Here is a 12,366-nt window from a genome sequence, read left to right on the forward strand (position 1 = left end):
AGGAAGGGTGACACGTAAGCGATTATTGCTGGTTCAGACCGGGACGCCCCCGGCAGCCATCCGCGAGGAGCATGGCGATCTGCCGCGCTGGTTCCGCACGCTGCTGGCGCCATGGCAGGCGCAGCTCACCGCGGTACGGGTGTTTGAGGACGAGCCGCTGCCGGCGCCGGATCGCCAGACGGTGGCGGTGCTGACCGGCTCCTGGGCGATGGTTTCCGACCGCCTGGCGTGGAGCGAACGGACCGCCGACTGGATCCGTCAGGCGGTGGCTATCGGCATGCCGATGTTCGGCGTTTGCTATGGCCATCAGCTGATGGCTCAAGCCCTGGGTGGCGAGGTGGCGTATCATCCAGCCGGACGGGAAAGCGGCAGCCAAACCGTTTCGCTATCGCCGTGGGGTGTCGACGACCCGCTGCTCCGGGACCTGCCGGCCGCCTTTCCCGCGCATCTGAGCCATATGCAAACCATTACCCGCCTGCCGGAGGGGGCCACGGTGCTGGCCGCGTCCGCTCACGACCCCCACCAGATCGTGCGCTACGGGCCGCATGCGGTCTCCACGCAGTTTCACCCGGAGTTCACCGCGCCGATTGCCCGCGCGCTGATCCGCTACCGGGAGGCGGTGCTGCGGGCAGAGGGCATCGACCCGCAGCGGTTATACGATGAGGTGCAGGAGAGCCCGCAGGCCGCGGCAATCCTCACGCGCTTCGTCAGCGCCTTTCTGCCCCCTGATGCACCCGGCCATTAATCCCCTGCAGTGAACAGCACCCGCCAGCGGCGACGCCGGCGGGACATCTCGTGGGCCAGGTCAACGACCGCTTCGACGCGCAGCGCGTCAGCCGCCTGCGCCGTCAGCTCCGGTAAAGCATACTTCTGACGCAGGGCGACCAGCGCCTGCGCCTCGGGCGGCGTCCGGGCGCGGACCTGTGCGGCCAGGCGCTGCTGTAGCGGCCTGAAGGCCGCCTCATCCAGCGGCGGCAGCTGGCGCAGAAAGGTTTTGCAACAGCGCAGCAGTTCCACGGCGCGGCGATCCGGGGACTGGAGCGCCATCAGCAGCCCGTCGCGATCGGCGACGCGCTGATAGCGGCAGCTCACCACATAGCCAATCTGCTGCTCTACCCGCATGCGCTGGAAGAAGAGCGGTTCACAGCGCTGCGCCAGCACCCGCAGAGCCGCCAGCGAGGCGCCATCCGGCAGCGGAATAAAGACCAGCAGCGCCGTATCGCCCCCGGGGAAAGCCAGCCGTTCGACGCCGCGCCGGCAGGGGCCGGGGAGGCTGCCCGGCGGGTTGACCGGGACGGTAAGCAGGCTCAGCTGGCGCGCGACCCACCGCGCATCCTCCGCGCTGCCGCCGGCCAGGGCCGCCAGCCAACCAGCCTGATGCTCTGATGTGGCCAACCGTTCGGGGAGCTGGGCCATGAGATGACGGATAGCAATACTCTCCGGCGGCGGGGTCAGCGGGTCGGCCGGGAGCGCGAGCTGCCGCACGATGGCCTGCAGAATAGCCTCCGGCCGCCGGCCGGCAGCTGGCAACTGCAGGAACAGCTGCCAGCTGCCGTCGAAGCGATGCCACTCGCCGTGGCCCCCGGCGTGGCGCAGCGCGGCGAGCAGCGGGCGCAGCTGTTCCCCGCGCGCCAACCCCTCGGCCTGAGTGGGCGAGCAGGAGAAGGGCGGTCGGAGCAGGAGCCTCGGCGGCTCTCCCGGTGACGGGAGGTGGAGCAGCGGCGCGGCTTGCGCCGGACTTTCGGCCACGAGGCCGCCAGCCGCTTGCGGATAAAAAGCGAATTTCAGCGCAGGGGCAGTGACCGGGCGGCGGCGCCAGCGGCTGAGCGGCAGGCTAAAGCCCTGGGTGGCAACAGGCTCCCCTGGGGAAAGGGTCTGGCAGGCCAGGCTGACCGTAGGGGCGGCCTGCAGGGCGGCGCAAAAATCGGCGAACCCGACGGGCGGCGCGCCGGGGGCAAAGCCGAATGCCCGCTGGCGCAGCTGATCGAGGGGCGACAGCGCCTGAAAACGGCGCCGGGACAGCTGATAGTAGTGTTGCTGCTGGTCTGGCGTCGTCCGCTGTAGCGTCTGCAGCCAGTGGGTTATCTGCCGGTCGACCTGTTCCGGCTGGTCGCTGGCGAAGACCAGCGCCAGCCAGCCGAGGTGCCGATCCTGATACAGCCAGTTCAGCGCTACCTCTTGCGCCTGACCACGCTGGCGCAGCCCGGCCATCAGGCTGCCGGGGGCTTCATCGAGCAAAAACTCGCGCAGTAAGGTGACGTTGTCACTTAAGGCGATCAGCGGACAGCGCCACAGGGCGGGCCGGGCGTCGACCGCCAGCTGCAGTTCAGTGGTCTCGTCCAGGCGCAGCGGCGGCGCCGGCGGCGGAGCCTCGCCTGCGGCAAGCCCGGCGGCGAAACGGACCGCCAGCTCGCCGAGCGCCTCCAGCGACTGCGGCCCCTGCAGCCAGAGCTGCATCCGCCGGGCGACGTAATGGGTGTGGTGAAAATCGCGTAAGGCCGCCTGCAGCGCAGGGAGATCGCCCGCCAGCGCGTCGGCGCTGCCTACCTGAAAGCGGCGAAACGCCGCGGGCGCGCTGGCGGCGTGACGAACGGCGGCTTCCCGGCGCGACGGCTCATGCTGCTGGATAAGGCGGTACTCGGCGTCAATCACCGCCACTTCGCGCTGAATATCTTCCCTGAGCAGCCGCGGCGCCTGCAGCATCTCCTGTAGACGCGCGACACCGTCAGCCAGACCATCGGCGGCGACCTCGAAAAAGAACGCGCTATGGCGGGCCAGGGTGGTGGCATTCACGCTTCCGCCCTGGCGCTGCACCCAGCCCATCAGCCGGTCATCATCCCGGTAGCGCTCACCGCCGTAAAACAACAGGTGTTCCAGCAGGTGCGCCAGCCCGGGGAAGCGCGAGGGGTCGTGGTGGCTGCCGGCGGCGACCCGAGCCAGGGCCGCCGCGCGTTCGGCCTGCGGCTGATGGACCAGGGCGGCCTGCAGGCCGCCCGGCAGCGTGACGGTGCGGGTCGCCAGCGTCATTACAGGTCCCGGGTTTTGTAGATCAGCTGCGAGCTGGCCCGGTTGCGGAACTGCAGCTGGCTGACTTTTATCTCGCTGCAGGCCGCTTCGCGCCGGGCGTCGAGGATTTTGTGATGATGCGGGGATTTGCTGCACACCGGGTCGGCGTTATCGGCGCTGCCGGTCAGCATAAAGGCCTGGCAGCGGCAGCCGCCGAAGTCTTTCTCTTTTTCATCACAGGAGCGGCACGGCTCCGGCATCCAGTCATACCCGCGGTAGCGATTGAAGCCGAACGAGTCATACCAGATCGACTCCAGACTCTGCTCCAGCACCGACGGAAACGTAACCGGCAGCTGGCGCGCGCTGTGGCACGGCAGGGCGGTGCCTTCCGGGGTGACGCTGAGGAAAATCGATCCCCAGCCGCCCATGCAGCCTTTCGGCCGCTCTTCGTAATAGTCCGGGGTGACAAACAGCAGGTTGGTGAGGTTGCCGCTGGCGGCCATTTTCTGCCGGTAGTCGGCGACCACCTGTTCGGCGCGGGCGATCTGCTCCCGGGTCGGCAGCAGCCCCTCGCGATTGAGGAACGCCCAACCGTAGAACTGGCAGGTGGCCAGCTCAACGTCATCCGCTTCCAGCTCAATGCACAGCGCGATAATTTTATCCAGCTGATCGATGTTGTGCCGGTGCAGAACGAAGTTGAGCACCATCGGATAGTCGCGCGCTTTCACCGCTCTGGCCATCGCCAGCTTCTGCTGGAAGGCTTTTTTGTTGCCGGCCAGCGCGGCGTTGAGCACTTCATCGCTGGCCTGGAAGCTAATCTGGATATGGTCCAGCCCGGCCTCGCTGAAGGCGTCGAGTTTGCTCTCCGTCAGCCCTATCCCGGAGGTGATCAGGTTAGTATAAAACCCGAGGTCGCGCGCGGCGCGGATCAGCTCCGGCAGATCTTTACGCGTCAGCGGCTCGCCGCCGGAAAAGCCCAGCTGTACGCTGCCCATCGCCCGCGCCTGGCGAAAAACCTCGATCCATTGTTCGGTGGTCAGCTCTTTTTCCTGTTGGGCGAAGTCCAGCGGATTCGAACAGTAGGGGCACTGCAGCGGGCAGCGATAGGTTAGCTCCGCCAGCAGCCACAGCGGCGGATTGACGGCGGGTTTACGCTGGCTCACGGCAGGTGATCCACTTCTGTTGACAGGCTATCTGCAGGAACTCGATGACGTCGTCATCAACTCCCCCGGCTTCCGGGAAGCGGTCGTTGAGCATGGCGATAATCGCCGCGACGTCGCGCCGGCCATCCACCAGCTCGAGGATCGCCGCGGCGGTCTCATTGAGTTTGGCCATTCCCTCCGGATAGAGGATCACATGGCTCTCCTGGGCGGCTTCCCACTGCAGGCGGTAGCCGCGACGAAAGGCGACGATGGAGGTATTTTGCATGATTACACCAGTCGGGTCGTGTGCCAGGCCGCCTTGTCGGTGACCGTATGATAGGGCGGGCGCTGCAGGGCATAGGCCATGGTCATGGCGTCGAGCATCGACCATAAAATGTCGAGCTTAAACTGCAGGATCTCCAGCATCCGGTTCTGTTTTTCAGCGCTGTCGCAGTAGGCCTTCGCCAGCGCCAGGCCATGCTCAACGTCGCGGTTAGCCTGGCTCAGACGGCTGCGGAAGTAAAAATAGCCTTCCTCTTTGATCCACGGGTAGTGCTGCGGCCAGCTGTCGAGGCGCGACTGATGGATCTGCGGGGCGAACAGCTCGGTCAAGGAGCTGCAGGCCGCCTCCTGCCAGCAGGCGCGACGGGCGAAGTTAAGATAGGCATCCACCGCGAAGCGCACGCCGGGCAGCACGTGGCGCTCGCTGAGCAGATCGTCGCGGCTCAGACCGACCGCTTCCCCCAGCCGCAGCCAGGCTTCAATCCCGCCGTCCTCGCCGTGGCTGCCATCGTGGTCGAGGATCCGCTGCACCCATTTGCGCCGGGTCTGCGCGTCCGGGCAGTTGGCCATGATCGCCGCGTCTTTCAGCGGGATAGTGGTCTGGTAATAAAACCGGTTCGCCACCCAGCCCTGAATTTGCTCGCGGGTCGCGTCGCCGTTATGCATGGCGATGTGGTAAGGGTGGTGAATATGGTAGAAGGCGCCTTTAGCCCGCAGGGCCGCTTCAAAGGCCTGCGGCGACAGCGTGTCGGTGATCAGCATGCGATATCCTGAAGGGTGATAGCCATCCCGTCCCAGCTCACTTCAATCCCCTGCTGCGTCAGCGCCTGACGCTGGGGAGAGCGCTCGTTAAGGATCGGGTTGGTGTTATTGATATGAATAAGAATTTTGCGTTTTGCCGGCAGGGAGGCCAGCAGGGCCATCATCCCGTGCTCATCGCCGAGCGCCAGGTGGCCCATATCGCGGCCGGTATTGCGCCCGACGCCGGCGGCCTGCAGTTCGTCATCCTGCCAGACGGTGCCATCGATCAGCAGACAGTCCGCTTTTTGCAGCCAGGGCAGAATGGTCTCATCCGGCTCACCGAGCCCCGGAGCGTAGAACAGCGTCTGCCCGTTGCGGCGGTTTTCGATAAACAGCGCCACGTTATGGCCCGGCAGCGGCCGGTCGCGATACGGCGAATAGGGCGGCGCGTTGCTGGCGATAGGCACCGCGGTAAACCGCAAATCAGGACAGGCGTCAACGGTAAAAGGCTGCTGCGGCGCGATGGGGTGATGCACCAGGCCGCCGTTCCAGTGGCGCAGCATGGTAAACACCGGGAAGCCGGTGGAGAGATCCTCATGGACCTCCGGGGTGCACCACACCTGGTGCGGGCAGCCTTCGCGCAGGCTGAGTAACCCGGTAGTGTGGTCGATCTGGCTGTCGGTGAGAATAATGCCGCCGATATGTGTTCCGCGCAGCACGCCGGTTTTATTTAACTCGGGCGTGTGGGCAATCTGCTGGCTGATATCCGGCGAGGCGTTGCACAGCACCCACTCTTGACCGTTATCGCTGACGATGATCGACGACTGGGTGCGGGCGCTGGCCTGGATCGTGCCGTCGCGCAGACCCTGACAGTTGGCGCAGTTGCAGTTCCATTGCGGGAAACCGCCGCCGGCGGCGGAACCGAGGACTTTAATGAACATGAAGACGGACCGGGTAATGAAAAAAGAGGCCCGCGCGAACGGCGGGCGGGGCGATTAGCGGTTAGAAATGTACAGCGTCACTTCCAGACCGAGACGTAAATCGATAAAAGCAGGTTTCTTCCACATGTTTTGTTCCTCTTAAAAATGACGACAGGCCTCACGGATAATGCAGGATCTGTGACGGCCGCCGCATATTGCGCTTCACCGGGAGAGAGATCAACCCGGAATCTGTAAGGATTTAACTTTATGTTTACAATATAACCTATTGTTGCCAAACATTTTTTAATACCCGCAGCCAGTTACGCCACAGCAGCTTATCCAGCACCAATTGATCATAGCCGCTGTCACGCAAGGCATTGATAAGCCGCGGTAAGCCGGCCACATCCCCCAGCGCGTCCGGCAGGGTGACGCCGTCAAAATCCGAACCAAGGGCCACATGATCCTCACCCATTATGTTAATAAGATAGTCGATATGCCGGATGATGGTGGCGAAGGGCGTGTCGCTATCGCGCCGTCCGTCGGCGCGCAGGAAGGCGTTGCCGAAATTAACGCCCACCACGCCGCCGCTGTCGCGGATCGCCCGCAGTTGCCGATCGGTCAGGTTGCGCGGCTGTGGGCACAGGGCGTGGGCATTGGAGTGGGTGGCCACCAGCGGGGCGGTGGAGTGACGGGCGGTATCCCAAAAGGCCTGTTCATTCATGTGCGAAACATCGATCTGCATCTTCAGGGCGTTGGCCTGGGCAATGAGCGCGATACCCTCGCCGGTAAGACCCGGCCCGCTGTCCGGACTGCCGGGAAAGGCGCCGGTGACCCCGCAGCCGAAGCGATTGGCGATGTTCCAGAACGGACCTATGCTGCGCACCCCGGCGCGATAAAAGTCCTGCAGATCTTCGCCCTGGGCGTCGAACCCGCCGGCGCCTTCGATGTGCGCCACCATCGCCAGCGCCTTATCCTGACGGCAGCGTTCGATATCCGCCGCGCTCAGGCACAGCCGTGCGCGGCTGGCGTCATGGGCGCAAATCGCCTTGAGGATAGCCAGCTGCTGCCAGAGGATCGTTAATGGGTCCCACGCCTGACTGGCGTACTGGGGCGCCACGCGGGCGATATACTCTTGCGGCGGTACAAAGAGGGCGAACAGGCCGCCGGCCAGACCGCCCTGGCGAATACGCGGATAATCGAGGTGGCCGTTCTCTATCCCGGCAAAGAAGGCGGTCACCGGATCCTCGCGATGGTGAAGCCAGAGATTCAGCAGCAGGTCATTGTGACCATCAAAAATCGCCACAGCGGGCTCCTGGGTTATCAGGTGGTAAAAATGGCTGTCACGGTAGCGGATTTATGCCCGGGGGCAAGCAGAAATTCACAAGCCAGCAACAATTGCCAACATTGATTATGTATCACACTGTATCCCGCGGCGGATCGCTGACATGAAGAGATAAAAACGGCCCCTGTCGGGCACACGGCGGATACAAATTTCCGCTTAACTGGTTACGTACTCTCTTGATGACGATAAAAGGTGACAAAGCGATGAACAGATTATCCCTGATCCGGTATACCAGCGCCGCGGCGCTGGGGTTATCCACCCTGTGGTCCGCTGCCGTTTGCGCCGCTGAAGACGCGGGGGCGTTCGACAAGATCCACCAGATCCACGCCGGCGATCTGAATATTGGCTACGTGGATATCGGCCCGCGCGACGGCCAGCCGGTGATTCTGCTGCACGGCTGGCCCTACGATATTCAGAGCTATGCCCAGGTGGCGCCGGCTTTAGCGCAGAAGGGCTACCGGGTGATTGTGCCGTATCTGCGCGGCTACGGCACCACCCGTTTCCTCTCCGCCAGCACGCCGCGTAACGGTCAGCCGTCGGCGATGGCGGCCGATATTGTCCATCTGATGGATGCCCTGAACATCAGGCAGGCGGATCTGGCCGGCTTTGACTGGGGGGCGCGCACGGCGGATATCGTCGCCGCGCTGTGGCCGCAGCGGGTGAAATCCCTGGTCTCGGTGAGCGGGTATCTGATCAGCAGTCAGCAGATTGGCGAAAAACCGCTGCCGCCGCAGGCGGAGCTGTCGTGGTGGTATCAGTTCTATTTTGCCACTCCGCGCGGGGAAGCCGGTTACCGGCAGAACACCCATGACTTTGCGAAATTTATCTGGCATCAGGCGTCGCCGCAGTGGCCATTCAGCGACGCAACCTTTGCCAAAACCGCCCGGGCGCTGGATAACCCGGACCACGTGGCGATCACCATCAGCAACTACCGCTGGCGCCTGGGGCTGGAGAAGGGAGAAGCGAAGTATGCCAGCTATGAACAACGGCTGGCGGCGCTGCCGCCGATTACGGTGCCCACCATCACTCTGGAAGGGGCGAATAACGGCGCGCCGCATCCGGCTCCCGCCAGCTACCGGGCCAAATTTACCGGTAAATATGAGCACCGGGATCTGCAGGGGCCGGTGGGCCATAACCCGCCGCAGGAGGACCCGACGGCGTTTGTGCAGGCGGTGGTGGACGCCGATCGTTTGTAACCCGCGCCTTGCCGGCGGCGCGACGTTGCGCTTCCGGCAACACGGCTTATGCTTGTGAAGAGTCTATTTTGCCGCAGGAGCAGCCTTTGGAGCGTATTGACCACATCCTGGTCGTCGATGACGACCGCGACATCCGGGAACTGATTGTCGACTATCTGGAAAAATCGGGATACCGCGCCAGCGGCGCGGCGAACGGCAAAGCCATGTGGTCGGTGCTCAAAAACCATCAAATCGACCTGATTGTGCTGGATATCATGATGCCGGGCGAGGATGGCTTAACGCTCTGTCGCCAGCTGCGCGCAAACCCGCAACAGGATATCCCGGTGCTGATGCTCACCGCCCGCACCGACGACAGCGACCGGATCCTCGGCCTTGAGATGGGGGCTGACGACTATCTGGTGAAGCCCTTTGTGGCCCGCGAACTGCTGGCGCGCATCAAAGCCATTTTACGCCGCACCCGGGCGCTGCCGCCCAACCTGCAGATCACCGAGGCGGGCAGGCTGATCGCGTTTGGCGACTGGCTGCTCGATACCGCCGCCCGCCATCTGCTGGACGACAGCGGGGCGATTGTCGCCCTCAGCGGGGCGGAGTATCGACTGCTGCGGGTGTTTCTCGACCACCCCCAGCGGGTGCTGAACCGCGATCAGCTGCTCAATCTGACCCAGGGACGCGACGCCGAACTGTTTGAACGGTCAATCGACCTGCTGGTGAGCCGACTGCGTCAGCGCCTGCGGGAGGATGCCCGGGAGCCGGCCTACATTAAGACGGTGCGTAGTGAAGGCTATGTGCTGTCGGTCCCGGTCTCCATCCGCGAGAGGCATGAATGAGGTTCTGGCCCGCCTCGCTGCAGTCGAGGCTGATGGCGCTGCTGTTTCTGGCGCTGCTGCTGGCGAATACCTTAACCCTGTCGCTGTTGTTTTATGAGCGTATGAGCAGCGCCCGCAGCGTGATGCTGGGCAATTTGGCGTCTGATGTCGCCACCAGCGTGGCGATCCTCGACCGTCTGCCGCCCGCTGAACGCCCGCAGTGGCTGCCGAAGCTGGCGCGCGGCAACTACCGCTATCAGCTGGACGCCGGCGAGCGCGGCGACTACCCGGACAGCTGGCGCGCCCGGGACGCGGCGCGCTCCCTGCAGGAGGCGTTGAGCGCGCAGTATCCGGTGAGTATTGTGGCGATCCCCGGTCCGCGGCAGCATATCCAGGCCCATATTACCCTCCACGATGGCGCCCCCTTAACCCTCGACCTGTGGCCGAAACTACCGCCCATCGCCCGCTGGCTGCCGGTGGTGCTGATCGCTCAGTTTGTCCTCCTGCTGGCCTGCGCCTGGTACGCGGTTCGCCAGGTACTGCAGCCCATCACTCGCTTTACCCATGCGGTGAATGCGCTTGAGCCGGCCAGCGACACGGCGGGAACCATGGCCGAGCAGGGGCCGGAGGAGGTGCGCCGTGCCGCCCGCGCGTTTAACGCAATGCAGACCCGCATCCACGATCATCTGCAGGAGCGGGCGCGGATCCTCGCCGCCATCTCCCACGATCTGCAAACCCCGATTACCCGGATGAAGCTGCGGGTGGAGATGGCCGACCAGCCTGAACTGCGCGACAAACTGCTGCAGGATCTCGACAATATGACCCGCCTGGTGCGCGAAGGTATCGCCTTCGCTCGCACCTCGCAGCCGCTGGAGGAGGCGCGCCAGCGGCTGAACCTTGACGCCTTTCTCGACAGCATCGCCTGCGATTATGCCGATGTCGGCCGGCCGGTGCGGTTTTGCCCCGAGGCGCGCGCCGGAGTGGTGTGGATCCCACCGCAGGCCCTGCGCCGGGTGATGACCAACCTTATCGATAACGGGCTGAAATTCGGCGCCACGGTAACGGTCGCCCTCAACCGCGACGCCGCCGGGGATATCATCATTCATGTGCTGGATGAGGGGCCGGGGATCCCTGAGGCGTCGCTGCAGGCGGTGCTACAGCCCTTTTTTCGCCTGGAGGACTCGCGCAATCGCGATACCGGCGGCACCGGCCTGGGGCTGGCGATCGCCGCGCAGCTGGTCAGCCAGATGAACGGCACGCTGCGCCTGGCCAATCGCCCGCAGGGCGGTCTGGATGCCAGCGTGCGTCTCGCCGCGCAGGGATTGTATCCTGCTGTATCACCGGCGCAGATAGAAAACTAAGCCGACAATTCTCCCGCTTTCCCGACACATCCGCCCTACATCCCCTTGCTGTAATGTCGTGGCTGCCACCTTCGGCAGCGATGGCATAATGAGGAGAAGGCGATGTCGATATTCATTGCATTTTTGGGCGGGATGTTAACCCTGCTAAGCCCCTGCACGCTGCCGGTGATCCCGTTACTGTTCGCCAGCGTCCGGGGCCGACGGGGGCAACTGGCGATCATGCTGGCGGGCATGGCGCTGATGTTTGGCGCTGTGTCGTGGCTGGTGACGGTCGCCAGCGGTTGGGTCGTGAATCTGACGCTGGCTGGGCGCGGCCTGGCGCTGGCGTTCTTCGCCCTTGTCGGGCTGAGCCTGCTTTCGCCGCGCGTCGCGCAGCGGCTGACGTCACCCCTGGTGGCGCTGGGGAATCAGCTTAACGACGCCAGCTCACGCCAGCGCGGCTGGATCGGTTCGCTGCTGGCCGGGCTGGCGGTGGGTCTGCTGTGGGCGCCGTGCGCCGGGCCGGTACTGGGGGCGATACTGAGCCTGGGCTTTGTGCATCCGGGCCAGGCGACCACCGGCGGGTTGCTGTTGGCCTACGGCGGCGGCGGGGCGCTGATGTTATTCCTGCTCGGGTGGTGCGGCACGGCGTTGATTGCCCGTCTGCGTCGCGGGCTGGCGTTCGGCGAACGGCTGCGCCGGCTGGCGGGGGTGGCGATGCTGGCCTCGGTGGCGCTGATCGTCAGCGGCGGCGACCGCTATTTGCAAAGCGCGGGAGGATGGAGTCAGGCGCTGGAGCAGCGGCTGGCCGCCCGTCTGCCGCAGCCAACGCAGAAAACGGTTCTGCAACCGATTGCGACGCCCGAGCCCAGCAGCGCGATGCCTTCGCTGGCGGGGGGCAGCGCATGGCTCAATAGCCCGGCGTTAACCCCGGAGCGTCTGAAGGGCAAAGTGGTGCTGGTGGACTTCTGGACCCGGGAGTGCATCAACTGTCAGCATACCCTGCCTTACGTGCGCGAATGGGCGAACAAATACCGCGCGGCCGGGCTGGTGGTGATTGGCGTTCATACCCCGGAATATCCCTGGGAGCGTTCGCTACCGCTGCTGCGCGAGGCGGTGAAGGCGTGGCGGATAACCTACCCGGTGGTGGCGGATAATGAGTACGCCATCTGGAACGCCTTCGGCAATCAGTACTGGCCGGCGCATTACATTTTCGACGCACGTGGGCAACTGCGCTATACCGCCTTCGGCGAAGGGGATTATGCCCGCCAGGAGCAGGTGATCCAGCAGCTGCTGCAGGAGAGCAAAGCCTGACCCGTGGACGCCGGTAACTGCCGGACGGATCCCTTTATCCCTTATGCCCATTGCCGGGCGGCGCTGCGCTTGCCCGGCCTACAGGAGTGCGCAGGGAGAATGTAGGCCCGGTAAGGCGCAGCCGCCAGCGGGCATCGAAGCGGGAACGGTGCTGGATGCTCATTGCCGGGCGGCGCTACGCTTGCCCGGCCTACAGGAGGGCGCAGGGAGAATGTAGGCCCGGTAAGGCGCAGCCGCCACCGGGCGTTGAAACGGGAAGGGTGCTGGATGCCTGTTG

At 64.6% G+C, this 12,366-nt stretch carries 12 protein-coding genes; 5 read left to right on the forward strand and 7 right to left on the reverse strand.

Going from position 1 to position 12,366, the window contains the following annotated elements:
* The first annotated feature begins 7 nt into the window (after positions 1 to 7).
* Positions 8 to 745 carry a glutamine amidotransferase gene (locus L2I46_RS21350; protein WP_121936037.1) on the forward strand — a complete coding sequence of 246 codons (738 nt, stop codon included), beginning with the start codon at positions 8 to 10 and terminating at the stop codon, positions 743 to 745.
* Here the strand turns inward: L2I46_RS21350 and pqqF are convergent.
* The 7 genes from pqqF to L2I46_RS21385 all read right to left on the reverse strand — a co-directional run bounded on the left by pqqF (position 742) and on the right by L2I46_RS21385 (position 7,394).
* The gene (pqqF, locus tag L2I46_RS21355) at positions 742 to 3,027 is read right to left on the reverse strand and encodes a pyrroloquinoline quinone biosynthesis protein PqqF (RefSeq protein ID WP_117132246.1); all 2,286 of its coding nucleotides are present in this window, start codon (positions 3,025 to 3,027) and stop codon (positions 742 to 744) included. The genes L2I46_RS21350 and pqqF overlap by 4 nt on opposite strands.
* On the reverse strand, positions 3,027 to 4,169 hold the full coding sequence (gene pqqE / locus L2I46_RS21360) for a pyrroloquinoline quinone biosynthesis protein PqqE (protein ID WP_023289798.1): 1,143 nt from the start codon (positions 4,167 to 4,169) through the stop codon (positions 3,027 to 3,029). The genes pqqF and pqqE overlap by 1 nt, the downstream gene beginning before the upstream one ends.
* The gene (pqqD, locus tag L2I46_RS21365; RefSeq protein WP_032452961.1) at positions 4,156 to 4,434 is read right to left on the reverse strand and encodes a pyrroloquinoline quinone biosynthesis peptide chaperone PqqD; all 279 of its coding nucleotides are present in this window, start codon (positions 4,432 to 4,434) and stop codon (positions 4,156 to 4,158) included. The genes pqqE and pqqD overlap by 14 nt, the downstream gene beginning before the upstream one ends.
* A 2-nt stretch (positions 4,435 to 4,436) precedes the next feature.
* Positions 4,437 to 5,192, reverse strand: coding sequence for a pyrroloquinoline-quinone synthase PqqC (gene pqqC, locus L2I46_RS21370; protein ID WP_023289796.1), 756 nt, complete (start codon positions 5,190 to 5,192; stop codon positions 4,437 to 4,439).
* Positions 5,186 to 6,112 carry a pyrroloquinoline quinone biosynthesis protein PqqB gene (gene pqqB, locus L2I46_RS21375; RefSeq protein ID WP_048297569.1) on the reverse strand — a complete coding sequence of 309 codons (927 nt, stop codon included), beginning with the start codon at positions 6,110 to 6,112 and terminating at the stop codon, positions 5,186 to 5,188. Before pqqB ends, pqqC begins: the two co-directional genes overlap by 7 nt.
* A 54-nt stretch (positions 6,113 to 6,166) precedes the next feature.
* On the reverse strand, positions 6,167 to 6,238 hold the full coding sequence (pqqA, locus tag L2I46_RS21380; RefSeq protein WP_002905689.1) for a pyrroloquinoline quinone precursor peptide PqqA: 72 nt from the start codon (positions 6,236 to 6,238) through the stop codon (positions 6,167 to 6,169).
* A 136-nt stretch (positions 6,239 to 6,374) separates the two neighbouring features.
* The gene (locus L2I46_RS21385; RefSeq protein WP_032452959.1) at positions 6,375 to 7,394 is read right to left on the reverse strand and encodes a dipeptidase; all 1,020 of its coding nucleotides are present in this window, start codon (positions 7,392 to 7,394) and stop codon (positions 6,375 to 6,377) included.
* A gap of 242 nt (positions 7,395 to 7,636) precedes the next feature.
* Here L2I46_RS21385 and L2I46_RS21390 point away from each other — a divergent pair, with 242 nt between their 5' ends.
* The 4 genes from L2I46_RS21390 to L2I46_RS21405 all read left to right on the forward strand — a co-directional run bounded on the left by L2I46_RS21390 (position 7,637) and on the right by L2I46_RS21405 (position 12,089).
* Entirely contained in the window at positions 7,637 to 8,629 is a 993-nt protein-coding gene (locus L2I46_RS21390) for an alpha/beta fold hydrolase (protein WP_023289793.1), read from the forward strand.
* Between the two features lie 86 nt (positions 8,630 to 8,715).
* Positions 8,716 to 9,456 carry a response regulator gene (locus L2I46_RS21395; RefSeq protein ID WP_017900551.1) on the forward strand — a complete coding sequence of 247 codons (741 nt, stop codon included), beginning with the start codon at positions 8,716 to 8,718 and terminating at the stop codon, positions 9,454 to 9,456.
* Positions 9,453 to 10,796 (forward strand): sensor histidine kinase, encoded by a 1,344-nt coding sequence (locus L2I46_RS21400; protein WP_023289792.1) that lies wholly within the window; start codon positions 9,453 to 9,455, stop codon positions 10,794 to 10,796. The genes L2I46_RS21395 and L2I46_RS21400 overlap by 4 nt, the downstream gene beginning before the upstream one ends.
* Before the next feature lie 102 nt (positions 10,797 to 10,898).
* Positions 10,899 to 12,089, forward strand: a complete 1,191-nt coding sequence (locus tag L2I46_RS21405; RefSeq protein ID WP_236948211.1) for a cytochrome c biogenesis protein/redoxin — start codon at positions 10,899 to 10,901, stop codon at positions 12,087 to 12,089.
* Positions 12,090 to 12,366 lie beyond the last annotated feature (277 nt).

The organism is Klebsiella sp. 2019SCSN059 (assembly GCF_021739525.1).
Classification (GTDB): domain Bacteria; phylum Pseudomonadota; class Gammaproteobacteria; order Enterobacterales; family Enterobacteriaceae; genus Klebsiella; species Klebsiella quasipneumoniae.